The organism is Nostoc edaphicum CCNP1411, from assembly GCF_014023275.1.
GTDB classification, from domain to species: domain Bacteria; phylum Cyanobacteriota; class Cyanobacteriia; order Cyanobacteriales; family Nostocaceae; genus Nostoc; species Nostoc edaphicum_A.
In genome coordinates this window covers 159,654-185,421 of the sequence record NZ_CP054698.1, presented here as the reverse complement: position 1 = coordinate 185,421, position 25,768 = coordinate 159,654, and the positions used below count along the sequence as shown (strand labels likewise).

Below are 25,768 nucleotides of genomic sequence, written 5' to 3'. Positions count from 1 at the left end.
CGGAGCCTGTTCGTTAGACATGGCTTTGAACTCGATTCACTATCATATCTCTGGCTTGGATTTCTACTTGAGCAGATTCAGATACTTTACAAATATTAATAACTTTGTTACAGTTGTTTACATAAGAGAAAACAAAAGGAAAATCAAATGCGTACAAACACTGCTATAGTTGACGACCAAGGCAAACTGAACAACTTTGCGATCGAGCCAAGAGTTTATGTAGATGAGCAAGGCGATCGCACTGGCTTCACTCCTTATGCAGAAATGCTCAACGGTCGTCTAGCAATGATTGGTTTTGTTTCTCTAATAGCATTAGAAGTATTCACCGGACACGGTATCGTTGGTGTTTTGGCAAGCCTATGAAGAGTGCTGAGTTCCGAGTGGTGAGTGCTGAGTACTCAACTTCAAAACTCAGCACAGAGTCTTGTAAAAACTAATTTTTATAACTTAATTATCAACAAACGTAAGAGACGGTAAATTTACCGTCTCTTAATTTATGTAAAACTTAGTGCTAGAGTGAAAATATACTGATAGCCAAAGCAGTTATCAGCGTAAAAATATTGGGTGAAATATGGCTTTAACTGCTTCAACGATGTTGCTATTAGGCACGAAAGCGCCAGATTTTAATCTACCGGAAGTAGTATCTGGAAAAGCAACTTCACTTTCTACCTTTGCAGATAAAAAAGCACTGTTGGTAATGTTTATTTGTCGGCATTGCCCATTTGTAAAGCACATTCAAAAAGAATTAGTGCAGTTAGGAAAAGATTATTTTACAGGTGATTTAGCGATCGTTGCCATCAGTGCTAACGATGCACACAATTATCCAGATGACGCGCCAGAGTCGTTACAAGCATTTGCCACAGAACAAGGGTTTAATTTTACCTTATGCTACGACGAGAGTCAGGAAACAGCAAAAGCTTACACAGCAGCTTGCACACCAGATTTTTTTGTATTTGATAGCGATCGCAAACTAGTTTATCGGGGACAATTGGATGATAGCCGTCCCAGTAATGGTAAACCTGTGACTGGTGCAGATTTACGCGCAGCCATTGAAGCAGTGCTGGCAGATAAACCTGTTACAAACGAACAAAAGCCGAGTGTTGGTTGCAATATTAAATGGAAACCTGGAAACCAACCCAGTTATTTTGGTTAAAAGGGATTGGGGCATGGGGCATTGGGCATGGGGCATGGGGCATTGGGTATGGGGCACGGGGTATTAGTTATTCTTTCTTCCCCTGCTTTTCCTGCTTCCCCTGCTCCCTCATCCTCCCACTCCCTAATCCCCACTCCCATCAATGTTTAATTTCCAAATTCAGTATGTAGCATCCTAATTGGACTTTTTCTGCCCACAATTCATATTCCAGACGCAAATGTTCTGGTAAGGGATGTCCGTTGAGAGTTAGGCTACTAGTAAAATTTCGCAAACGAATAGGATCGTTAGGTTGCAATGACTCAGTTGGCAACCAATAGCGACTAATGCCATAAACGCCCTGTTCCCAAAAGTGACGGTAACTCACTTGGGCGTTACCTTGCATAGTCATGATGACGCGATAAGGGGAAATCTCTAGCCACAAAATTCTGGGACTGTTAGGGGCGTAAGCTTTGCTCTTAGTTTGGGGAAGTCTGTCCTGTGGACTTACTACACTCTCTACTTCGCAGCTAATTAGGGGCGGTGCGGTAAGTAACAAATGGAATCTATCAGTATCTTTTTGATACAATGTTGCGGCAGTTTCGACAACAGACCAGATTGGTAGGTCAGTGGAAATCAGTGATAAGCACACGGGCTTGCGGTGATGGGTCAGCATGGGAGCGATAAGGGCTAAAAGCTATTGAACAAAATGAAATGAACACTCTAGCTGTCTAATAGGTCAGGGTAAGAAACTAAATACTAAAGCAGCCTTAATATTAATAAATCCGCTGATTTGTTAATAAGCTACACAAATCTGGATAGAAATAGGATGAATGTCAGCTTAGACAGCAAAAACGGTACTTTCTCTAGAGAGAGCTAATTCGTAAGTAAAGCTTGTAAATATTCTAAGCCTATAGCCTCAAAACAGTGGGGTCGTTTTAAATGCTAAGAAACCTTTTTGAGGGAGACTTACCGTGGACTAGAGTAAGTTTCATACAGTCAAAAGCAATAAGATACCAGCAAGCAAGTCACCAGCAGCGACAAACTAAGTCCCTGATGAATTTCAGGTGTATTCAAAGCCAGTCTATACTAATGTCGGCTTCTGTTATATCCGTAGAAACTCACGAAAACCTTTCTTATCAAAACAGTGCTGTACATGGATAGCGGAGCGTTGAGCCAGTACTTAGTAACAAGTGCTGAGTGAAAAAGCATTAAATTTGTCTCTCTCTTGCGTGTCTTGTAGAGAAGAAAGGGCAAAGATTATCCATTTCAAAACAGCAAAACATGAGTATTCGTGGACTGATAAGTAATGCGATCGCTAAAGTTAGTTAGCTTGCTTTTATCCCCGTTAGGGGAAGTGGTTATGTAAGCGACGCAAATTTAATAACCTGCAATTCTTATAGAACTTGAAATAGTGCCGGACTCTGACAGCTACACACCTACTGGCGTGGCAAGGCTAAAAAAATTGTAGGTTGGGTGGAGACTTTGCGTAACCCAACATCCTGTATATGTGTTGGGTTCATTGGTGTCAACTTAAGCTAAAAGCCTCTTCAAATCTCGTTTTCAGCCTCTGGCTGGAAATGCTGCTCCTGGCGGCAGAGTCGCCAGTAAGGGAAGCGGCAGCCCCAACGACGGGTATTCCCAGTCTCCGACTGGGAACGAGCCGATCTAAAAGCTAGTTATGACTTGCTTTGATGTTAAATTGACACCGTTGACACCAATGTGTTGGGTTGCGCTCCGCTTCACCCAACCTACGGTTTTTTAAAGTAAAGAATATTAACCGTACTGGATTACACTAACGATGCCATTGCACTTGTGAACAGGTCATGAGTGTTACAGCTTGGCACTTATTTGGGAATTATAACAAAGGGATTATAAGCGTCATGTGCCATCCAAGATAGGTGCATAAGTATGAAAAATTTACCGGATATATTGCTGCGCTTATTTTTTGGTGCTGCTTTGGCTGGAATTGGTATAGGTATTTTTCGGTATGGCTCAGGGGGTTTAATTATTAGCTGCAAAGCTACTCAGTCGAAAACAGCATCTTGCACAATAACTGAACGTTTAGCATTTAGTCAACAGATAATTGAAGAGAAAATTATTGATAATATTACACAGGGAAAGGTTGTGATAATTAATGCTACACGATTTACAGAGGATTCTACTGAGGATATACAGTTTTTTCGGGTGTTAGGAGTAACAAGAAAGGGTATTAGTTACCAAATTGGTCAAGATGGAAAAGATCCCACGGAAGCGCAAGCGATCGCAGGACAGATTAATTTTTTAATCCAGAATCCCAATGCTTCACCAATTCAATTAAATTATTCTTCCAATATGATTAATTGGTTAGGTTGGGGAGCAATTGGTTTGGGAATAACTGTGTCTCTTTTTATGCGTACTGAAAAATAATTAGATTTCGGTTGAAATGAGCAGTGATTCCGAAATTTACCCTAAGAACTGCATACTCAAAAGATGAAATTAATTAAATTAATTTTTCATCAAATCCGATTTTTGCCTGCTAGCAAATTAGCGATCGCAGTACTAATCGGCTGACCTGTAAACTGTTGGTAATAAGTAAACCCAGGTGAAGGATTAACCTCGAAGCAATACCAATCACCTCCAGGTGTGCGGCGCAAATCGATGCCGCAAAGAGGTAGATTTATTGCTTTTGCCAAGACTCTACACTGCTGTTCTACTTCTTCAGGAAGATGACAAGCACGGATTTCTGTGGATTCATCATTCTCTGCTGCATAGCGGTAGTCATCAGCTTGGGAAATTACCTCGCTGGCAAAAATCTCTGTCCCGACAACATGAACGCGATAATCTCTACCGGGTATATATTGCTGAAACTGAGTCGGACACCAAGATACATTATCAAGGCGTTCAAGATGCTCAATTCCCACACGCGAGACTTTGCTACGAATACCACTGATGGATTTATAAATAATATCGCCGTGGAGTTTCCAAAAAGATCGCACAGCTTCGGGGTCTGTGGTGACAAGGGTTTCGGGAACTTTGAAACCGAGTGAGCGAATTTGCTCTAACTGATAAGGTTTAGAGCCGTTAGCAGCCATTGCAGACGGACGGTTAATGACAAAGGCGGGTGTCATTTCCGACCACGACATTAAGGTATCATCAACTGCGATCGCATGTTGCCAAGCTGGACTATTTACACCCGCTTGGGCAATTTGAGGAAGACGGCGCGAGTCATAGGGGCGTAAGTAAGCAGCAGTGATTTCACTCAAATCAATTTTTTGATACCAAGTGCGAATTTGCCCTTGGACTGGTAAATCTAAAATATTGCCTACAGATAGTTCAATTTCAGTATCTAAAATATCTCGTTGATCAAGGAATACTGACGGTATGCCTAGACTAGTTAGTTCTGAGTGAACTGCTGCTAAAGGAGATTCTTCGGTAATACCCCACAACAAAATCAGCATTTAGCATCACCTCCACTCAAATACTCAAGTATGGCATCGCCTACATCTGGTGCAGAAATATCAGTCCACAAATCAGCGCCCAAAAACTCTGCTGGAGATTCGCTGCTGCTAAAATGAACAGTCAACAAGTCAACTTCAGCAGCATCAGCGATACGTCTGGCGTGTGAAGCTAGGGTTTTTTCAACTTCCCCTAAACAGCGATCGCCTACCACTGTCACCTTTACCGAAGATTTTTCGAGAACCTGGGCACACACATTTGCCGACATCGAACTTTGCCGTCGCACCGGACGTACTGGAATACCCAACTGAGCAGCCGCATAAACCCATTGTTCAGGTCGCCAAGCAGGCCCTAATAAATATGTTGGGGTTGGTCGGTTTAAGACTGGACATTTTAAGCTGGACAACCAAGCAATTAGAAAGGCATTCATTTCCGTAGCAATGTATGCTCGATCATCAGGGACAATGTGCAGAAGTTCCTGTTCAAAAATAGAAGGTAGGCGAGTCAAAACGCCAGTGATTTGATCGAGAGCGTTGGCGCAGCCCGTCGTAGATATCGCAACCCCACCTACCACTGCTGAGGAGAATGAGGTAGATGAGGTAGTACTTTCTCCCCTATCTCCCACATCAATAGAACTCAAGTAATGTCGCCATCCAACCACTGACAAATCTTCAGGCGTCAGTAGGCTGACACTATGACCATGAGCCGCCCAATTAGCAACCAGCGCCTCGGCGGCTTTGTCATGACGACTGGCGACAATAACCAACACGCTTACTTAATTCCTTGGTTGATTAACTACTTGTTGACCGACATTTGGGCGTTCTTGGGGCTGGATGAAAGATTGCCCATTTGCCTGTTCTATTTGATCAAGACGTTGAGCCATCAGACCGATTAGCCGCTGTAGGTCATTTGAACCATCTGCTGAAGTCAGATTTTCAACTTGACTTGTCTCAGGGAGTTTTTCAGCTTGAATTTTCTCAAAGTCTTTATCTTTCTGAACTTTCTCAAATTCTTTGACTTCTATCTTCAGTTCCTTGTTACTTTTCAACACTGGCGGCCCTGTCAGTGTAAACAAGCTTCCACCAGTAGATGTGGGCAGAGAATAAGCCAATTGATCGAAGTCAAGACTGCGAGCAGTTAAATCTTGAGGTAGGAATGTACCTCTATGTTCAGGCGTCAACAGCAGATTAACTGGGTTTGCCGCAGAAGGAGAATTGACTAAGATTTCTACATATCCGCGAATCTCTAGTTTTGCTGCTTGTAATATCTCTGGCTTGGTGACATCAGGTAGTAAGGTAACTAAAGCTGTGTCATTGGCTGAAATGCCCACATTGAATGTAAATCTGTTCGGATCGCCTGGAACAGGGGTTAGATCACTGAAACTGTTAGCTCCTGTGACATCGCTGATTGTTACGGTGTCGGCTACATTTAATTGCGGTGTAGTTGCAGTGAATTGCAGCGTCAATCTGACATTGGAGTTGCTAGTATTGGCGATGGTTAAAAAATAACCTTGGACAACTGTGCGAGCAACAGCCCCGCCACCAGGAGCGGTAACAGGTGTAATTGGCTTTACTAGCAGTTCAAAGGTTGAGACTAAAGTTGGTCTTTGTCTAATAATTCCAATTCCGTTTGATATGTCTGTCATCTTTTTGTTACAGAGAAACTACATATCAAACTTAACTGCCTAGACTTATTGACGGATAGTACCCCATAGGGTAATCTTGTGGACAAAATAAAAGTGGTTCTGTTGATTACAGAACCACTAAAGCTTTCGCAAACCTGTTATAACTTAACGAACTGACCCTTGAGCAGAAAAAGTATCAATCGGTTTCATCAGGTACAGCCGTAATAATTGCCAGCCATTGGAGATATAAAGTGGCAATTTCTGGAAGATTTGCAGGAATTTGGGAGTGCTGGAGTTAGCGATCGCACCCAACTTCTCATTATTGGATATACAGATATCTAATCGCTCATAAAACTCTGGATTCTCTACATCCAGCATCAGCGGGAACACGCGACCTGCGTTTTCGTTAGTCTTCTGAATTACATGGATGTCGTATTCTCGTGCATCCAACCCAAGGGTGGCATAAAAGTCCTTGCGTTGAATGTCATTGAGATACATGGTCGCAAACACCGACAACAGGAAGAACCGACTCCACAGCCGTGCTTTCCAATCATTCAACATTTGCGGTTGGGATTTCATAATGGCATCGAAGAAATCGCCGTGGCGGTTTTCATCTTGACACCAATTTTCAAAGAACCGGAAGATTGGATAAACCCGATCTTCGGGATGTGCTTCTAAATGGCGATAAATAGTGATGTAGCGCCAATAACCGATCTTCTCAGAAAGATAAGTAGCGTAGAAGATGAATTTCGGCTTAAAGAAGGTATAACTGCGGCTCTTAGTCAAAAACCCTAAATCTAGGGACAGATTAAAGTCCGACAAAGCTTTGTTCAAAAAGCCAGCATGACGTGCTTCATCCCGTGACATCAGGTTAAAGCACTCTGCCAAGACGGGGCTTTTTCCTTTCAAGCGACGACCAAGTTCTTTATACAGCAAAAAGCCGGAAAACTCTGCTGTACAAGAACGTTCTAGAAATTCAACAAACAATTTGCGAGTTTCCCCGTCAATATGATCCCAGGATTGGTCAAACTCGGCATCCCGAACAAAGTGATGGCGGTTGTAGTCGGTGCGGAACTCTTCGAGAATGGCTTGTAACTCGTCTTCATTGACGGAGATATCCATCCGCGCCATTTCATCAAAATCGGTAGTATAAAACCGAGGTGTTAACAGGGTTTCTTTTGCCGGGACTTTAATCCCTGGCCGGATTTCTTCAAAGCCTGGTTTTTTGAGGGAATCTACCATGTCTTGATTGCTCTTTCGTCTTTATTATCTTAAGTAGACCCTTCGGGTTTGGCACTTCCTCATCGGGAAAACATCCTCTGAGCGACTGCTTCACCAGAAAGCCAAGGGTAATGTTCTGTTAAAACGTAACAGCCCACAATAATCCAATTGTATAAAGTTCAGTCTACCAAGGTGCGGGTGAGAAATTTGTAAGCAAAAGATTAAGAGTTGCAACAATCATTCAATGTTTGCGGAACCAAGAATCGCGGATTAGTAGTCAAATAAACTTAGTTCAGTGATTAGCACTGTTTTGAGCAAGTGGAGTAGTACGCACTTGTTGTATTATTAAAGCATTTTTATCTCAGTAATTTTCTGTAGTTGCTACTACAACATGGAAAACCCATCTTAGACAACAAGAGCAAATCCAAAGGGTTGAAAAGCAAGATGAATCTTGAAAACAATCAACAGAAAGACCGACTTCTTGTCTCTTACATTTTGTGTGCAGTTGGATTTTTCGGGTTGGGAGGGCTGCACCGCTTATACAATGGCAAAATAGGGACGGGTTTGTTGTGGCTGTGTACTTTTGGTTTGTTTTACATAGGGCAGACGGTGGATCTGCTTCTCATCCCCAACATGGTTGACGAATACGAACGCAATTTGAGATTAAAAGCGGGTGTATCTCCCTTGGGTGTGCCGTTGAATCAAGCAGTGGTTGCTTCTCAAGTCCACCGCCCAACAGGCAACCAGCTCATGATTAAACTAATTGAAGCGGCGGAAAGTAAGGGTGGCTTTTTAACTGTCACTCAAGGGGTAAAGTTCACGGGAGCTAGCTTTGCTGAAGTGGAAGCTACTCTCAATGAAATGTACAAATCAGGTTATGTAAAAATTGATAACGACCCCAATACTGGAGCCGTTACCTACCATTTCCATGAACTTTAATTTGTCATTTGTCATTTGTCCTTTGTCATTTGTAAAAAAAACAATGACCAATGACTAATGACTAATGACTAATGACCAATGACTAATTTATACCTAACCACTTTTGACCGTCCAAGCGCTGAACCAAGCCAAATACCAACAAATCTAGGGTAATTTTGCGCTCATCGATTAAGAATGACTCAAGAGTACTAGGTTTTTTGCCTTCATTACAGGAAAATCCCTTTTTCCCTTGAATATCTTCTTCGGGGAAATACAGATTAAACTGACGCAGACCTATTTCTTTCCAACTGCCGATAATTTGCCAGCATTCTTCGGCAGATTCAAAGCCAGTGATTGGCACTTTCTGCTTGGCAAAAGACACCTGTAAATCTTGCACACCTTGTTGAGCGATCGCTTTTTGTAAAGCTGGCAAATAGTCTTGCTCGATGAACTCTACAAATGGCTTGTCTTCAACAGATGGAGCTTTTTCCTTTTTGGCGGCTTTAGCTGCGGCGGCTGGTTTTTCGTCTACTGCGGCTTTATCTGCGGCTGCGGGTTTTTCTCGCTTGGGTGGTACTGCAACTGGTTTAGCAGCATTGGGATTATCTTCAGGGTTTGCGGCTTTAGGATCTGGCGTGTTGGCAGTAGGAAGGTCTGTGGCTTCGGGTGATTTTGTACTAGGAACCTGCTTATCAGCAGTGGTGGGAGCTACTTCTCCCGCTTGATTTTGATTGGTTTGGTCTGCCATTGCTCAGGTCAATCCTTTAATCTTGCTTTGGGAGCGATCGCTCACCTTGATGTATCGGGTATTTTTATTTTGACATACTAGTACCGCTGCGCGTAATTCATAATTTGTAATTCAGATAGCGCAAGGATTTCATTGCTTTACCCTTAATCAACCCCTCCGGAAATTAAAATCTAAAATTTATACAGAGCAATTTGGTAGCTCAAAAAATATTTTTAATAGGTGTGGGCATGACTAATGACTATAGTGAAATTGATGAACTTGAAATGGCAGCAGCTAATTCTGAGCTTAGGCTGTTTCCTACTGATCATTGCCTGTAACAAGTATTATCCAACTCCAAATCCAGGTGCTCAACCTCTCAAAGTGGCGACAGATCCCACCTTTATCCCCTTTGAAATCCAAAAGGCTAGCAGTCACTTAGAAGGTTTTGATATTGATTTGATGAATGCGATCGCTAAAGTAGCAGGTTTTGCAGTCCAGTTTGAAACTCTGCCTTTTGATGGCATGATCTCGACCTTGCAAGCCAAAAGAGTCGATGCAGCCATTAGTGGGATTACAATTACCGCTGAACGCCTGAAAACAATTGCTTTTTCCAGACCCTATTTTAAAGCTGGACTAGCGATCGCTGTACGCGAAGACAACCAAAATATTAAAGACTTCAACAGTCTCAAAGGTAAAAAAATTGCTGTACAAATTGGTTCCACTGGGGCAGATTTTGCCAAAACCATCCCCAATGCCAAAATTAGTACGTTTAATTCTGGGCCAGAATTTTTCCAGGACTTACTCAATGGCAATGTTGATGCTGTAGTTAGCGATGCTTTCGCTACCTTATATGCGATTAAAAATGACAAACTCAAAGGCATCAGAGTTGTCGCCGATCTACTCACTGAAGAATACTACGGAATTGCTACCCCCAAAGATTCCCCTCATCTGGATGCAATTAACAAAGGTATAGCGATTTTGTTATCCAATGGCACTTACAAGCAAATTTATCAAAAATGGTTTAACGCTGAACCTCCAGAATTGCCAGACTCTTGGCAATAGGGCATTGGGCACTGGGCATTGGGCATTGGGCATTGGGCATTGGGCATTGGGCATTGGGAATTGGACATTGAAAAAAGGCAGAGGAGAAAACTCTTCCCTATTCCCTATTCCCCAATCCCCATTTATAAGCAATTGGCTGCCAATATATGAAATATTTATCTAATATGCGTCACAATTAATACTGCCACCAAAATTCATTGATAAACTACAATCTCTTGTAGGTCTACTGTAGTCAGGGACAGCCAATTGTGGCACCTTGGATCTTAGTGGCTAGAAGCACCTTGGAACGGGAATAAAGGAACTTCCACTATGCTGATTTGCCCTCAGTGTAAATTTGAAAACCCCAATAGCAACAAATTCTGTCAAAACTGTGGTACTTCCCTGACTCACAAGGTCTGTCCTGAATGCAGTACCGATGATGTACCTGTGAATGCACTACGTTGTCATAACTGTGACACGGAATGTGGAACAGTGTTTTGGGCAATTATTGCTAAAGAAACGAGTGGGGAAGCTTTGAGAGTAGAGGGGGATGAAGGAGATAAGGGAGATGTGGGAGTAGACGGAAATGAGGAAGCAATACCCTTCTCATCTCCTGTATCCCCTAGTTTTCAGATTGCATTAGGCTCCTATTTAGACTCCCAAGAGCGCTATCAATTGTTAGATACGCTACCTATCCAAACGGAAACTACCCCTATTACTGATGTAGGTGTGAGAGTTCTAGACTGCCAACCGTATCAAATATCACCGATTGAGGCAATACTAGCAAGTCAGCAATCAGATTTGCTAACGCCATCAGTAGAAACGAGTGAAATTCCTCACCTTGCTAGACTTTATATTGCCTTACAATCCCAAGGTGAGCGGGGAATACCGCCAATTCACGATGCATGGCAGCAGGGTGATATACAGGTAGTAATAATCGAAGACCGCTCAAATTGGCAGCATTTACTTGATCGCTGGCAAGAAGAAACAACGAGTTCGTTAAAAATTTTACACTGGTGTTATCAAATGGCCCAACTTTGGGCAGTATTGGAACCAGTAAATTGTCGTCAAAGCCTTTTAGATTTGTCGAATTTGCGATTGGATGAAGACCAAACGCTGGCTCTACAAAGATTGTATGTAGAATCATCGAATTCTCAGCCTATCGGCGAGTCGCCAGAAAATACCCAAGCCCAAACATCTGATATTCCAGAGGAACCGTTAACTATCCAAGCTTTGGGGCGGGTTTGGCAATCGCTATTTAGGCAATCTCAACGTACTCAATTTGGCTCTGTAGTCCAGATGTTAGGGGATTTAGATGTAGGTAAGATTCAGACGATCGCACAATTGCGATCGCGTTTGGAGGAAATCTCTATTGAACTAGAAGCACTAGGAACCCCAACTTTGCCCCCAATAAAGGAGAAAAACACGGCTGTGCCCACTATCCCGCAATCAGATGAGCCAGAAGATATCATTAGCAAAACTGATGATATGCCAACTGTTGTGTTGGCAATGCAGTTAAGTAGCTTAGAAGATGCGGGACGCACAGATGTGGGGCGTCAACGTCATCATAACGAAGACTACTTTGGTATTGAAACCAAAATCCATAAACTGGAGTTGCCCAAAAGTCGAGTCCTGGAAGGGCATGGTTTGTATATTCTCTGTGATGGTATGGGTGGACACGCTGGCGGCGAGATAGCCAGTGAGTTAGCAGTCAACACCCTACGGCAATACTTTCAAGAACACTGGATTGCCAACCAACTGCCAACAGAAGAGAGCATTCGTGAGGCAGTGTATTTAGCTAATGAGGCGATTTTCAAGCTCAATCAACAAGATGCCCGTTCTGGAGTTGGGCGTATGGGTACAACTTTGGTAATGCTCTTAATTCAAGATACTGAAGCAGCAGTTGCTCATGTGGGAGATAGCCGTCTCTATCGTCTGACGCGCAAGCGGGGACTAGAACAAGTCACAGTAGATCATGAAGTTGGGCAACGGGAAATTACTCGCGGAGTGGAAGCAAGCATCGCTTATGCCCGCCCGGATGCGTACCAACTCACTCAAGCCTTGGGGCCTCGTGACGAAAGCTCCATTGATCCTGATGTTGGCTTTTTCGATCTTAATGAAGATACTCTTCTGCTGTTGGCATCGGACGGTCTATCAGATAATGATTTACTAGAAACCCATTGGCAGACTCACTTAGAACCCTTACTTAGTTCTGGCGCTAACTTAGAACGGGGCGTTACGGACTTAATTGATTTGGCAAACCAGCACAATGGTCATGACAACATTACTGGTATACTGATTCGGGCAAAAGTACGCCCAAATCTGGAAAGTTGAAAAAATGGGCATAGGGCATGGGGCATGGGTAATAAGCAGAGGAGCAGGGAGCAAGGGAGAAGAGTTTTCCCCCTGCCCCCCGCACCCCGCCCCTCTACCTCTTTTCAATGCCCAATGCCCAATGCCCCATGCCCAATTCCTAATCCATTTACCTTGTAGGTTGTATTGTGGTTAGTCTGACCCTGTTAGAACCGCAACAGAAAACGCCCCTCCAGCAGTGGTGCTTTGAGAACTCCTCCATAATTCGGATTGGTCGAGCGGCAGATAATCACGTTGTTTTAACTGATAGTTTAGTTTCGCGGCATCATCTAGAACTGAGGCAAGTCGATTCTCCCGGCAATGATGGTGGTTGGCGGCTGATTAGTCAAGGTACAAATGGGACTTTCCTCAACGGTATCCTTGTAATTCAGAGTCCATTACCAGATAATTCCCTTTTGCAACTGGCACAGGGAGGCCCAATACTGCAATTCCAACTTCAGGATGTAACAGTACTGGAAACTGGTTTGCGATCGCAACAACAAATGCAAGGCACAGAAGAAAATGCTGCTGCAACACTCTACTCAGCCCAAGGTATAGCAAATTCATCCTACATTTGCACCCACGAAGGCAACTCCCCAAACAATCTGTTTTGCATCCACTGCGGTCAACCTCTCTTGGTGCAACAGAGGATTCGCCATTATCAGGTGTTGCAAACTCTTGGGCAAGGAGGTATGGGTACTACTTATCTCGCTTGGGATGCGGCTGGTCTGATTGCGGGTATGCCACAACTGCTGGTGTTGAAGCAAATGAATGCTGATATGCTAAGAATTGCCAAAGCTCAAGAATTATTTGAGCGAGAGGCGTACACTCTCAAATCCCTTAACCATCCTGGAATTCCCAAGTATTACGATTTCTTTGTAGAAGGCGGAAAAAAATACTTGGCAATGGAACTAATCCACGGTCAAGATTTAGAGAAACGTGTCTATACTACTGGCCCTGTAACACCAAGCCAGGCGATCGCTTGGATGATCCAAACCTGCGATATCTTAGACTATCTTCATAGCCAAAGCCCTCCACTGATTCACCGCGATATTAAACCCGCCAACTTAATGGTGCGAAGTGCAGTAAATCGCATAGTGGTGCTGGATTTTGGCGCAGTTAAGGAAATTGGCACAGCGCCCGGTACTCGAATTGGTGCAGAAGGTTATTGCGCTCCTGAACAAGAACGAGGACAACCTTTAACTCAATCTGATTTGTATGCAATTGGGCCAACGCTGATTTTTCTGCTCACAGGCGAAAACCCTTTCAAGTATTATCGCCAAAGAGGGCGAAACTTCAGGTTTGATGTGGCAAAAGTTCCCACCATTAGTTCCCAATTAAGAGATGTGATTGATCGCGCTACAGAACCATTGCCACGCGATCGCTATCAAACTGCAAAAGAATTAGCTGGGGCTTTAGCTGCCTGCAAAGTTTAGAGAGTGGGTAGTAAGGGAGTGGTGAATATTAAAAATTCCTATTCCCTATTCCCTACTCCTCATCCCAAGTTTCTACAGCTAGCAATTCACTAACTGGGTCTTGCATACTAAAGCCAAAGTCAAGCAGTTCTTGTTTCCAGTGCTGCCATTCATTACCATAGAGCAAAGCGATTTTCCAGATGCTATCGCTTGGCTTAATAATGTTCGATTCTATGAGTGATTGCACGTTGCGCTGCAATTTCACCATTGGGTGAATCACTTTCTGAGTCATAACCTCGATTGAATTCAAATTTTGTTGGTAAATGCTTAATTAAAACTGCTTTCCATTCTGCAATTGTTGCCGGCCCGTAGAGTGGTGTAATTTTGGCAAAGCTAGTCTTAACTTTCTAACTATACCATAACAAACTCTACTAAGTTACTGGTAAATTCGGTTTTGTACGGTAATTACCACCACAAAAGTCCAATTCCACCAAGTAGTCCTTAAACTTTTTGCAGAAACTAAGCAAAGGTTTAGGGGAAAGGGTTAAGGGATGAGGGGTTAAGGGATGTTTCTGTTTCCCCTTTTCCCTTTAATCTTTCCCTGTCTTCTTTTTCCTCTTTACCTTTAGCCTTTTTCCACAAGATTACAACACTACCTTTTGTAAGAGATATATTCTGGACACTGAGCAGAATCATTATTCGTCTGTGAAGTTTCACTAAGTAGTGTGACTAAGGACGACTAGGAAAATTCTATTTGTTTTAATCACAAAAAATGTGTGTGCTTGTTGAACAACCTATATGACAAGGGCTGGTTTGAAAGTTTTTGACTTACGGGCAAGTTTGCAATTGAGTAGAAATAGCTACTGTTTTTGTTTATTTAAACGTTATTCAGAATATCGCAAACATCTGTCATTAGGTAGAATCATCGCAAATCTTTATATAATTTTAATGTTTTGCTCAGAGAAGAAGACCTAGAGGGTTAGCTCTGTCTAGATGCGGGAGAGGATTTTGCTTTGAAGTAGGGGAGCGATGCCTACGGCGGTAAACTACGCATGGGAAAATGTCGGTACAGCATGGGTTTACCATAAAGTTCCCTCGTCTTCAGAGTCAGCATTTGAAGTTTGTGTAAAAAATTTTTAGCGAAGATGTTAGTTTCTGTTGAGTAGATGGGTATCCTCAGAACGGGAGGCTTGCTAATACCTAAGTATTTACCACAGCAAGTATGTCAGGCATGGCTGGTTCAGATGAAGAATACCTAATTACCCGCAAAAAGCAGATTCAGCGGCGACAAAAAATTGTCACGATAGTGTCGATGTTCTCGTTTTTTGGTTCTACGGTATTTGCAGTTATTCCCGCAATCCAACAGGCTACCCAACCTAAGCCAGCAACTGCGTCTGCTTCTCCTGAGTCAGGATTACAGCAACAGGCGCAGGGCTACGAGTTGGTTTTACAACGGGAACCAGAAAACCAACTTGCTTTAGAGAAACTGTCTTTGCTGCGGTTGCAATTGAAGGATACGAAAGGTGCGATGGAACTTTTAGAGAAGCTAGTGAAGTTGCATCCAGAACGGCAAGATTACAAAGTTGTATTAGAGCAGGTTAAGAAGAAAATGGAAAAGTAAAAGCTTTTCTTAGTTCTCAAGCATTTATCGCCGCGAAAGACTAGTAAGTAAGAAGACAGGTTAATACAGCCTTAGAGCGTTGAGTATGCACCAAAAACGGCTACAGAAAGTTATTCATATTTTAATCATAAAAAATAATGAACAAACACTTTATTTTATCTATTGATGATAAATATGAAATTAAGGTAAATTACTTTATCGAGAGCGAAGTCAATCATATTTTCAATACTTTTGATTTCTTTAATATTCATAAAACTGAGCGGGCTTTCTATTTTCAATTATGTAAAAAAAATTCTCAGATAGTATTGGGTACAATACATTTTACAGAAATTGCCTCTGATGTATTCAAAAGTCCAGCAAAAGGAACATTTGGAGGATTTGTAATCCAAGAAAATATCGATTTCAACATTTATGAACAGTTCATTAAAAATGTTGATGATTATTTATGGTGTATAGGTGCTAGGAGAATAGAAGTTCTAATGCAACCTATGTGTCATAATCCATCTTTATTTTCTGTTACCTATAATATTATGATAAGGCTGGGCTATACAGTTGAAAATCATGAAATAAATTATAATTTAGTTGTGGATGATATATGCTTTCCAGCAAAAATTAATCATGGCAATAGAAAAAGGTTGAATAAATGTTTAAGAGAGGGACTTATAGCTAAAGAAATTGATTATTCAGTTTACGAACAAGCTTATTCTGTTATTTTAGAAAATAGGAGAAGGCGAGGATTCATGTTTTCGATGAACTATGAACAAATTTTGCAAATGGTTAATATATTTCCCGAACAAATAAAACTATTTGGTGTATTTAATCAAGAGACAATTGTATGTAGCAGTATATGTGTGGTAATTAGTCCTTTAATACTTTATGTTTATGCTTGGGGTGATATAGATAATATGCAAAACCATAGCCCAATAACACTTCTAGCTAATTACATATATGAATATGCCCAGAAAAAAGCTTTTCAACTCCTTGATCTTGGTACATCAACAATTTTAGGAGAACCCAATATTGGCTTAATGCAATTCAAAAAAAATTTAGGATGTCAAGAGTCTCTGAAATTATCTTTTTCAAAAAATTCTAAAACAATGATTACAAATAATCAATAAAATCATAAAAAATATGGAAATTCGAAATCTAAAAAAATATTACGAAGATTATCTTAGTCTTCCTTTTGAAGAGATTCAAATCTCTTATAGAAGAAAAAAAATACTGGAACATTTGGTGACATATAAGGCTCAAAAAATATGTGAAATTGGTTGCGGTTTAGATCCTTTATTTAACTACATAAGCAGCTTTGAAAGTATACACATTGTTGAACCGATATTGGAATTTTATGACAATGCTTGTGTGATGGCTAAGAGTAAAAGTAATGTCACAGTACATTTAGGTAAATTAGAAGATAACATTGCTTCTCTTTCCAAAGAAAAATTTGATTATATTGTCATGAGTAGTCTTTTACATGAAGTTGAAAATCCAGAAGAGTTATTAAGGTCTGTTCATCAAATAAGTTCTGCTAATACTGTAATCCATGTTAATGTTCCAAATGCAAAATCATTTCATCGCATACTAGCTTATGAAATGGGTTTAATAAGTAATATTTTTGAAAAATCTGCTACCCAAAATAAAATGCAGCAATTTAAAACTTTTGATTTGGAAAATTTAAAATCTTTCGTAATTAGTCATGGCTTCTCTGTAATTGAATCTGGATCTTACTTTGTTAAGCCGTTTACTCATGAACAAATGCAAAAAATGTATACTCAGAATATTCTTACAAAAGAAATTTTAAATGGATTGTATCTGATGGTTAAATATATGCCAGAAATGGGTTCTGAAATTTTTGTTAATATTAAGGCAAATAAATGATGGAAAGACAAGCTACAATCATAGGAAATAATGTTTCTAGTCTAGTAGCTGCAATTGCCTTAGCAGATCAAGGTTGGAAAGTAAAGATAATAAATCCATTATCTAGTTGGGGCGGGCATTTTGGCGGTTTAACGTTTCACAACGATCATTTTGATTGTGGGATGACGTTTTTTGAGTTCGATTCGTTTCATCAGTATCAATCTGATGAGGTTTTGAATTACAATCCCAATTTACGAAATGATTCTGGAAGGTTTACTTCTTTAATAAAAAATTATGTGAATGATTTAATACTAACAAAAGTAGTTCCTCAGCCTAAAATGTTTTTTAATGGGGAAATATTTGGTGATTTGATAATTTCTAATGACTTAAGTATTTTTAAAAAACTTAGTATTGAAATTAAAGAAGCTATTCAAAAAGAACTGTTAAAAATAACAATAAATCCTAACGCTTCACTTCATGCTAAAAATAAGCTTAAAAGTAATTTATTTTTTACTAATAACTTTAATGCCATATCGCTAGCAAATCATGGCACAACTTTTCACAATCTTTTTATTGAATCTTTTTGTAAAAAAATCATATATAAAAGTACTACGGATTTTTTAGGAATTTACCATAGAGGTGTATGGCTACCACTTTATTATCCTGAGACTATTTTATCTCAGTTTGAAATAGAGCCGCAAATTTTAAAATATACAGAATTTTATTATCCATACCAGGGATATGCAGGTACTTTTGTTAATGCTTTATTAATGAAAGCTCAGAATAATCGTAGAATTAATATTGAAAATACAACCATAACATCTCTCATTTTTAATGGTTGTTATCAATTACAGTTAGCTAACGATCATTTTGTTGAGACTAATAATCTTGTGTGGGGCTTAGACCTATTTCCACTAATCAAACTTATTCAAGACAATCAGCAGCCACTAAATTATGATAAAGCATCTATAAGCATTTGTTTTATAGGAATTTTAAGTAATATGATAAATAGGGAGTTTAGCACTTTATTGATTTTGGATAAAGAATTTCTTTCTTATAGGGTAACTAATCAAAATATATGTTCACGAAGCAGTTCATCTATCACTAAAATAGTAGTAGAATTTAATACTGATTTTGCGACATCAATAGGAGTTATAGATGAAGCACAAATCAAAATTAGAATAGAATCTGAATTAATTAAATTACATGTTATAGAATCGAATACTGATATTCAGTATTTTTATTGCAAGCACTGGAAACATTCGTTAATGATTCCCAGCCAAAATAGTTATGAGTGCTTCAATGCTGAGAAATCTATAGTATTAAGAAAATTTCCAGATATTAAACTTATCGGAAATGCCTCTGCTTTTATGTCGTCATCTTTAAATGATCAAATAATCCAGGGCTTACAGGTTGCTAAACAAATGGAGATTTAAAAAATGGGAATATCAAAAGAAGAACTAAATAAAATTGCCTTAGATTACCACATGAATGAAAATATTCCAGACAAACACATAGAAGATTTGGGTCAGATATATACTATTGAATGGGTTAAAAAACACCTTCAAGGGAAAACACAAATTCTCGAATTAGGGTATGGTGAAGGTATTTTTACGAATGCTTTAGTACATGATAATTATAACGTGACTTTAGTTGAAGGATCTTCTGTTCTAATAGATAAAGCAAAAGAAAATTTTGGTCAACAAGTTGATTATATTCATTGCTTATTTGAAGACTACGTGCCAGTCAAAAAATTCGACGCAATTCTAGCACTGCATGTTTTAGAACATATTGATCAACCTAGAGTTTTATTAAACCAAATGAAACAATGGATCAACGATGATGGCGTAATAATAGTTATTGTACCCAATCAAAATTCTATTCATAGGAAATTGGCTGTAATCATGGGTTTACAACCCGCATTAGATACTTTAAGTCAAAGAGACTTATTGGTGGGACATCAGAGAGTATATTCTTTAGAAACGCTTGAAGCAGATATAAAAGCTACTGATTATCATGTAATAGATACAACAGGTTTTTTTCTGAAAGTTCTACCAAATTCTATGATGCTTGAATATTCTCAAGATTTATTGATGGCATTAAATGAAATATCAAATAGTATTTCCAAAGATTTATTAGCTAATATCGGCGTAGTAGCACAAATTAAAAATAAATAAATAATTATCAACATCATGAATATATCCAGATGTAAGCTTATTGAACTTCCCAAAATCCAAGACTCTCGCGGAAATTTAACTTTTGTTGAAAGTGATAAACATATCCCATTTGACATCAAACGAGTTTTCTATTTATATGATGTGCCAGGTGGTTCAAATCGTGCAGGTCATGCGCTGAATAAATGTCATCAGTTTTTGATAGCAATGTCCGGTAGCTTCGACGTTACCATTTATGACGGATTCCAAAAAAATAACTATCATTTGAATCGCTCTTATTATGGACTTTATATATCTCCTTTAACTTGGAGAGAAATTGATAATTTTTCTTCTGGAGCGGTATGTATGGCTTTAGCTTCAGAACTTTATGACGAGTCTGATTACTACCGTCATTATGAAGAATTCATTAAAGCAGTGAGGATCAAAGATAATGAAAGTTCCATTTCTTGATTTAAAAGCTCCTTATCTGGAACTAAAAGAAGAACTTGATGCAGCTTATCAGCGCGTCATGGAGTCTGGCTGGTATATTCTTGGTCAGGAAGTAGAAGCTTTTGAAGAAGAGTTTGCAGTTTACTGTGAAACTAAATATTGCGTTGGAGTAGGTAATGGTTTAGAAAGCTTGCATTTAATTTTACGAGCTATGGAAATAGGTGCAGGTGATGAGGTAATTGTTCCAGCTAATACCTACATTGCCACTTGGTTAGCAGTTTCTTATGCAGGGGCAATACCAGTAGCTGTTGAACCAGATATCAATACTTACAATATTGACTGCAAGAAAATAGAAGCAGCTATTACTTCCAGAACAAAGGCAATAATAGCAGTTCATCTTTATGGTCAGCCAGCAGATATGGATTTTATCAATGAAATTGCTAGTAGACATAATCTTAAGGTTATTGAAGATGCGGCTCAAGCACATGGCGCACGTTATAAAAATCGTCGAGTTGGTAGTTTAGGAGATGCAGCAGGGTTCAGTTTTTATCCTGGTAAAAATTTAGGAGCTTTTGGTGATGGGGGAGCAGTTACTACCAGCGATGCTAACTTAGCTGATAAAATTCGTCTCCTCCGTAACTATGGCTCTCGTGTTAAGTATGAGAATGAAGTCAAAGGATTTAATTCCCGATTGGATGAATTACAGGCTGCTTTCTTGAGAGTGAAGCTTACGAAATTAGATGAATGGAATGAACGACGCAAACAAATAGCTATATACTATCTACAATCATTGCAAGAAGTTGTAGATTTAAAATTACCCTACGTATCAGAATGGGCTGAACCAGTATGGCATTTATTTGTCATCACTCATCCTCAAAGAGACAATCTAAAAAATCATTTAGATACTTCTGGCATTGGTAGTTTAATTCATTATCCTATTCCTCCTCACTTGTCTAAAGCTTACATTGACAATGAATGGACTAGAGGGGTACTAACAATTACAGAAAATATATCAACAAGGATCATTAGTTTACCTATGGGATCTCATATTTCTAATAAACTCTTAGACAGAGTAATAGAAGTATTACAAAAATGGGCTTCATCAAGTAAATAATAAATCAGTAAGTACCCAGCTTTGGAAGAAATATAATTATTTGGCGTTAAAAAGCCTACTATCTGGTTGATCTAAAAAAGCGAACTGTAAAAATTTTATACTACTGTAAATCAATACATTTATAATGATTTGATTTATTAATTATTTTAGCTCTACAAAGGAAATAATACTATGTCATTAGCAGAGTTTGAATCAGAAATCTTAAAAACCATAGATGCAGGTGATTTAAATTCTGCTCTAAATCTAATTATTCACTTTGCTCATAAGATAGCCTATGGGAAAGCAAGTGTAATTACGATAACTAATGTCTTTGGATCAGTTATTTTAGATCAATTATGTCAACGCATTGGTAGCGAACTTCTTCAAATCCAAAAACCTTTTTTAGAAAATCAATATAACCCAGATGATGAACTTATTATATACATAGCTACTCAACTATATAAAACTGGAGGACACACTGCCGTTATTGAGGATTTGATAAAAGCTCGACCAGAGAAGAAACATTTAATTCTGATTACTGATACCTTTAATTCAACTGATCGTCCAGCAGTTGAAGATAGATTTAGAGCCTTGAATGTGCAGATTATTTGGGCAACAAACGGCACATCTATAGACAAGTTAAGGTGGCTTCAGCAAGCTTTAATAGCCAATCTTGCCAATCAAGTATTTCTATTTAATCATCCACAGGATGCTGTAGCAGTAGCAGCAGTACAGCCGAATTTAACACCAAACTTAATTTTTTATCATCATGCTGGTCATCTTCTTTGTCTTGGTGTATATCTTTCCTATGCACAACATATAGATAGTGACCCCGGTTCTTTCTATAACTGTCGTCATAATTTAGGAATTTCCAACAATATTTATCTTCCGTTAGTGGTTGATAATATTCCTGATAGGTATTCCTCTTCTTTTGTTTCAAACGGTCAACTAAGAACTTGTTCTTCTGGTAGTGAAAATAAGTTTAAAGAAATTCCTTATTTATATTCTTATATTCATGAAGTACCTAAAATAATTGCATCTACTGGTGGATTTCATATACATATTGGAGATTTATCACAGCATACGCTTAGTGTTATAGAAAGAGGACTTGGAGAATTTAGAATTAGTTTAGAAAGATTTATTCACATTCCCTGGGTTAAAAGCTTAGGGAGAGCAATGTCCGAACATAAAATTGATATATATTTAGAGTCATTTCCTTTAGGAGGTGGTCGTGCAGGTATTGAGGTTATGGCATCTGGTACACCAATTGTAGTTCATAAGAATTATCGCTCTCGCCAACTTTGTAGTACGGATCTTGCTTATCCAGAAGCTTTTCGCTGGCAAACACCTGACGAACTTTATAGATACCTAAAAAATATTAGCTCTGAAGCATTAAAGACAGAATCTGTTTATTCGAGTAGACATTATCAAAAAAATCATGTTCCCAAAATATTACCGAAGTTACTAACAAAAATTGAATTAAGACAAACAACGCCTATTCCAGATGAGCTTAAGCCGTACTACAAAAATGATTTACAATCATTTTTTGATCAGTTCTTTGCTATTACAAACCCATCTTTAATTGAAGATGTTCTATCTTTAGGAATACAAAATAATCAACCTGTACAAACAAACTATTATGATAAGCAACAGTACTTAAATGAAATAAATATTAGAACTAAAGTAGAACAACAAATAACAAATAAATTACCTCTTGTTAGTATTTGTATACCTACCTATAATGGTGAGAAATTTGTTGCCGAAGTAATTGCCAGTGCTTTCTGTCAAACCTATCCTAATATAGAAATAATTTTATCTGATGATAATTCTACTGACAAAACGGTTGATATTGCTAAATCATTAGAACAAAAATCATCTTTTGAATTCTTAATTCTCGAACATACACAGTATGGGCTATGCCAGAATTGGAATTTTTGTATTTCTCAAGCTAAAGGTAAATATATAAAATTTTTATTTCAGGATGATTTACTGGAGCCAACCGCTATTGAAGAAATGGTCAATTTGGCTGAACAAGATGAAGAGATAGGTTTGGTTTTTTCACCTCGAACAATCTTCAGCAATACTGGCGATACTAAGTATGATTCAAACTTTTTAATGCATCATGAAGCTAAGGATGTACACAAAGCTTGGTCAACATTAAAGCTGATTCAATCAGGACAGAAACTTTTGCTAGATCCAAATATACTTGACAATCCAATTAATAAAATTGGTGAACCAAGCACAGTCCTTATTAGAAAAGATGTTTTTGAAAAAGTAGGATTATTTAATTCTGAGTTTTGTCAACTTGTTGATTTGGAAATGTGGCTCAGAATTATGAGTCAGTATAAAATTGGTTTTGTTGATCAAGTATTGTCTCACTTTAGGATACATCCACAACAACAAACTCGTCGAAATGCTGCGTTAAAGGATGCTATTTTATTAGATTATAAAAAATTGTTTCAGACAATTTACAGCGATCAACGATATCCTCAAGCAACGAGACAACAAGCCCTTTATAGATACGCAGCTTTGAGCGAAGAAAATGCAGAATTGCAGAAGTTGCGAAAACAAATAGCAGAAGAATGCTTGAATATTTCAGATGATAATATAGAAGATATGTATGTAGGTCTGCTAGGTAAAACATATAAAATGTTAGTGAATAGTAGCATCAAATATGAAATTCTGGCTAATAAAGAACAAATTTTTGTTAATAATATCGTTACAAGTATATCTCAAGGTTTTGAACAGCCAAAAGCAATTCAGAGTTTACTAGCAGCTATGCTGTATCGCCGTGCTGACCAGTTACCATTACAGCATGACCTCTCTCACATACCCCGTTGGTTAGTTCAGGACTATTTACAATTCCTATTTTCTTCCCCAGTTCACTTTCAAGAACCGGGTGAGGCAGATAATTACTATTACTTTATGCAAGGATGGATTAATTATTTACACACATGGATATTACAAAATCCTGATTCTCAATCGTGGGATACAATAGTTAATAATTTTGTGTCCATTTCTAATTTTATTCCCTTATATTTTAATGAGCATAATCTTAAAGATATCTATGTTAAACGTGCAGAAATTATAGAATTTTTACTAAAAATCAAGGGTTATGAAGTAGATTACGAGTTTGCTGATAGACCTATAACCAGAAAAAAAATTCGTTTGGGTGTCCTAGCGGCACATTTTCTACCTGGTTCTGAAACATTTGCTTACCTACCTATTTATGAGTATATCAGTAGAGATTTTGAAGTAATTTTGTACTCTCTTAATCAAACTGGTCATCAACTAGAGCAATATTGTCAAAGCTGTGCCAACTCCTTTAAACTATTACCACAAGATTTAGTAGAACAGGTAAATATTATTCGTGCTGATGATCTCGATATATTATTTATTGCTACCAATGTGACGGCAGTAACCAATCAAATCTGCTTCTTATCAATGCATCGGTTAGCTAGAATACAAGTCACAAGTGGCGGATCTGTGGTGACAACAGGAATGCGGCACATAGATTATTACATTTCTGGTACGCTAACCGATCCATCGGCAACGGCACAACAGCAATATCAAGAAAAGTTAGTGAAACTTGAAGGAACTGCTCATTGCTTTAGTTATGGTAATAAAGGAGAAAGTGTAACTGTCAAAGTTGCTCGAGAAAGTTTGGGTATATCTGAAGAAACAGTTATTTTTATCTCTGGTGCTAACTTCTTTAAAATCACCCCTGAACTAATTGATATTTGGACAAAAATAATTTCTGGAGTTCCTAACTCCGTTTTAGTACTTCTGCCATTTGGCCCGAATTGGTCAAACAGTTATCCTAAGAAAGCTTTTGTAAATCACTTAAATAAAGTATTTTCAAAGTATGGAATAGCAGCAGACAAACTGATAGTCTTAGATCCTCAGCCAGTGCCAAACCGCGAAGAAGTTAAAGAATACTTCAAAATTGCCGATGTTTATCTAGATTCTTTTCCATTTGCTGGAACAACTTCTTTGATAGAACCATTACAGGTTAATTTACCAGTAATTGCTAGACAGGGAAGTAGCTTTCGTTCTGCGATGGGAGCCGCAATGGTGCAAGTACTGGATATCCCCGATTTAGTTGCCGATAGTGAAGAGTCTTATATACAATTAGCGATCGCACTTGGCAAAAACCCTGAATTACGCCAACAAAAGAGCGGACAAATCAAGGAAAAAATGCAAGGTAATCCTAGTTTCTTGGATAGTCGCGCTTACTCAGCTAAGATAGGTAGCCTCTTCCAAGAACTATTTAGTAAATATCTTGCAGATACTCTGAGTCAAAATTTCCGCTTAGGAGATATTAACCTAATTATTTTCCCAGACTGGTTACAGCCAGAAGACCTACTATATCAAGATTTAGCAAGTGTAATTTCTAGTCTCACGACTCACCCAGATAAAAGCTGCTTAACTCTCTTGATAGATACTCAAAATATTTCTGACGAAGAAGCCGATATGCTTTTATCGTCTTTGACCATGAATTTGCTCATGGAAGATGATGTAGATATAACTGAGGGGCCAGAAATTTCTCTGCTAGGGAAAATGAGTCATACACAATGGAAAACTCTTTTGCCTAGAATTCATACTCGAATTACTTTAGCAACAGATAATCAATCTGCGATCGCACAAGCAAAAGCAGAAACACTTGCATCCTCTGATGTAGATAGCTTGATCGCATCCAAGTTAGAGATGATGCCTGCTTTCTAAGAAATGG

The 25,768-nt window shown here is 38.8% G+C and carries 22 protein-coding genes; 15 read left to right on the top strand and 7 right to left on the bottom strand.

Annotated features, from left to right (window positions below; translation table 11 throughout):
* Positions 1 to 147: 147 nt before the first annotated feature.
* On the top strand, positions 148 to 363 hold the full coding sequence (locus HUN01_RS03595; RefSeq protein ID WP_181930115.1) for a chlorophyll a/b-binding protein: 216 nt from the start codon (positions 148 to 150) through the stop codon (positions 361 to 363).
* A 208-nt stretch (positions 364 to 571) separates the two neighbouring features.
* Complete coding sequence (locus tag HUN01_RS03590; protein WP_181930114.1) at positions 572 to 1,153, top strand: thioredoxin family protein; 582 nt, start codon at positions 572 to 574, stop codon at positions 1,151 to 1,153.
* Between the two features lie 139 nt (positions 1,154 to 1,292).
* Here HUN01_RS03590 and HUN01_RS03585 read toward each other — a convergent pair whose 3' ends face one another.
* A complete protein-coding gene (locus HUN01_RS03585; protein WP_181930113.1) occupies positions 1,293 to 1,805 on the bottom strand; it encodes a hypothetical protein in 513 nt (170 codons plus the stop codon).
* Between the two features lie 1,235 nt (positions 1,806 to 3,040).
* Between HUN01_RS03585 and HUN01_RS03580 the strand changes: the two genes are divergently transcribed.
* Positions 3,041 to 3,538 carry a hypothetical protein gene (locus tag HUN01_RS03580; RefSeq protein ID WP_181930112.1) on the top strand — a complete coding sequence of 166 codons (498 nt, stop codon included), beginning with the start codon at positions 3,041 to 3,043 and terminating at the stop codon, positions 3,536 to 3,538.
* Between the two features lie 89 nt (positions 3,539 to 3,627).
* Here the strand turns inward: HUN01_RS03580 and HUN01_RS03575 are convergent, their stop codons facing one another.
* From HUN01_RS03575 to acsF, 4 genes are all read right to left on the bottom strand, one after another.
* A complete protein-coding gene (locus HUN01_RS03575) occupies positions 3,628 to 4,569 on the bottom strand; it encodes an ATP-grasp domain-containing protein (protein ID WP_181930111.1) in 942 nt (313 codons plus the stop codon).
* Positions 4,563 to 5,336 carry a hypothetical protein gene (locus HUN01_RS03570; protein ID WP_181930110.1) on the bottom strand — a complete coding sequence of 258 codons (774 nt, stop codon included), beginning with the start codon at positions 5,334 to 5,336 and terminating at the stop codon, positions 4,563 to 4,565. The genes HUN01_RS03575 and HUN01_RS03570 overlap by 7 nt, the downstream gene beginning before the upstream one ends.
* 6 nt (positions 5,337 to 5,342) lie before the next feature.
* Complete coding sequence (locus tag HUN01_RS03565) at positions 5,343 to 6,212, bottom strand: hypothetical protein (RefSeq protein WP_181930109.1); 870 nt, start codon at positions 6,210 to 6,212, stop codon at positions 5,343 to 5,345.
* 144 nt (positions 6,213 to 6,356) lie between these two features.
* On the bottom strand, positions 6,357 to 7,433 hold the full coding sequence (gene acsF / locus HUN01_RS03560) for a magnesium-protoporphyrin IX monomethyl ester (oxidative) cyclase (RefSeq protein ID WP_181930108.1): 1,077 nt from the start codon (positions 7,431 to 7,433) through the stop codon (positions 6,357 to 6,359).
* Between the two features lie 423 nt (positions 7,434 to 7,856).
* Here acsF and HUN01_RS03555 point away from each other — a divergent pair, with 423 nt between their 5' ends.
* Positions 7,857 to 8,351, top strand: coding sequence for a TM2 domain-containing protein (locus HUN01_RS03555; protein ID WP_181930107.1), 495 nt, complete (start codon positions 7,857 to 7,859; stop codon positions 8,349 to 8,351).
* Positions 8,352 to 8,433: 82 nt separating this feature from the next.
* Here the strand turns inward: HUN01_RS03555 and HUN01_RS03550 are convergent, their stop codons facing one another.
* Complete coding sequence (locus tag HUN01_RS03550) at positions 8,434 to 9,078, bottom strand: DUF2996 domain-containing protein (RefSeq protein ID WP_181930106.1); 645 nt, start codon at positions 9,076 to 9,078, stop codon at positions 8,434 to 8,436.
* Between the two features lie 234 nt (positions 9,079 to 9,312).
* On the opposite strand from HUN01_RS03550, the gene HUN01_RS03545 reads away from it, so the two are divergent.
* The 3 genes from HUN01_RS03545 (at position 9,313) to HUN01_RS03535 (ending at position 13,886) form a co-directional block, all read left to right on the top strand.
* Positions 9,313 to 10,119 carry a basic amino acid ABC transporter substrate-binding protein gene (locus HUN01_RS03545; RefSeq protein WP_238845948.1) on the top strand — a complete coding sequence of 269 codons (807 nt, stop codon included), beginning with the start codon at positions 9,313 to 9,315 and terminating at the stop codon, positions 10,117 to 10,119.
* Between the two features lie 309 nt (positions 10,120 to 10,428).
* Entirely contained in the window at positions 10,429 to 12,432 is a 2,004-nt protein-coding gene (locus HUN01_RS03540) for a serine/threonine phosphatase (protein ID WP_181930105.1), read from the top strand.
* A gap of 167 nt (positions 12,433 to 12,599) precedes the next feature.
* Entirely contained in the window at positions 12,600 to 13,886 is a 1,287-nt protein-coding gene (locus tag HUN01_RS03535; protein WP_181930104.1) for a protein kinase domain-containing protein, read from the top strand.
* A gap of 52 nt (positions 13,887 to 13,938) precedes the next feature.
* On the opposite strand, the gene HUN01_RS03530 is transcribed toward HUN01_RS03535, so the two are convergent.
* On the bottom strand, positions 13,939 to 14,157 hold the full coding sequence (locus HUN01_RS03530) for a DUF4327 family protein (RefSeq protein WP_181930103.1): 219 nt from the start codon (positions 14,155 to 14,157) through the stop codon (positions 13,939 to 13,941).
* A 939-nt stretch (positions 14,158 to 15,096) separates the two neighbouring features.
* On the opposite strand from HUN01_RS03530, the gene HUN01_RS03525 reads away from it, so the two are divergent.
* The 8 genes from HUN01_RS03525 (at position 15,097) to HUN01_RS03490 (ending at position 25,761) form a co-directional block, all read left to right on the top strand.
* On the top strand, positions 15,097 to 15,486 hold the full coding sequence (locus HUN01_RS03525; protein ID WP_181930102.1) for a tetratricopeptide repeat protein: 390 nt from the start codon (positions 15,097 to 15,099) through the stop codon (positions 15,484 to 15,486).
* Positions 15,487 to 15,623: 137 nt separating this feature from the next.
* Positions 15,624 to 16,604: a hypothetical protein gene (locus HUN01_RS03520; RefSeq protein WP_181930101.1), complete on the top strand. Its 981-nt coding sequence runs from the start codon at positions 15,624 to 15,626 to the stop codon at positions 16,602 to 16,604.
* Positions 16,605 to 16,617: 13 nt separating this feature from the next.
* Complete coding sequence (locus HUN01_RS03515; protein ID WP_181930100.1) at positions 16,618 to 17,361, top strand: methyltransferase domain-containing protein; 744 nt, start codon at positions 16,618 to 16,620, stop codon at positions 17,359 to 17,361.
* Positions 17,358 to 18,776, top strand: coding sequence for an NAD(P)/FAD-dependent oxidoreductase (locus HUN01_RS03510; protein WP_181930099.1), 1,419 nt, complete (start codon positions 17,358 to 17,360; stop codon positions 18,774 to 18,776). The genes HUN01_RS03515 and HUN01_RS03510 overlap by 4 nt, the downstream gene beginning before the upstream one ends.
* Before the next feature lie 3 nt (positions 18,777 to 18,779).
* A complete protein-coding gene (locus HUN01_RS03505) occupies positions 18,780 to 19,517 on the top strand; it encodes a class I SAM-dependent methyltransferase (protein WP_181930098.1) in 738 nt (245 codons plus the stop codon).
* 15 nt (positions 19,518 to 19,532) lie between these two features.
* Positions 19,533 to 19,964: a sugar 3,4-ketoisomerase gene (locus tag HUN01_RS03500; protein ID WP_181930097.1), complete on the top strand. Its 432-nt coding sequence runs from the start codon at positions 19,533 to 19,535 to the stop codon at positions 19,962 to 19,964.
* Complete coding sequence (locus HUN01_RS03495) at positions 19,945 to 21,057, top strand: DegT/DnrJ/EryC1/StrS family aminotransferase (protein ID WP_181930096.1); 1,113 nt, start codon at positions 19,945 to 19,947, stop codon at positions 21,055 to 21,057. Before HUN01_RS03500 ends, HUN01_RS03495 begins: the two co-directional genes overlap by 20 nt.
* Before the next feature lie 171 nt (positions 21,058 to 21,228).
* On the top strand, positions 21,229 to 25,761 hold the full coding sequence (locus HUN01_RS03490) for a glycosyltransferase (RefSeq protein ID WP_238845947.1): 4,533 nt from the start codon (positions 21,229 to 21,231) through the stop codon (positions 25,759 to 25,761).
* Positions 25,762 to 25,768: the final 7 nt, after the last annotated feature.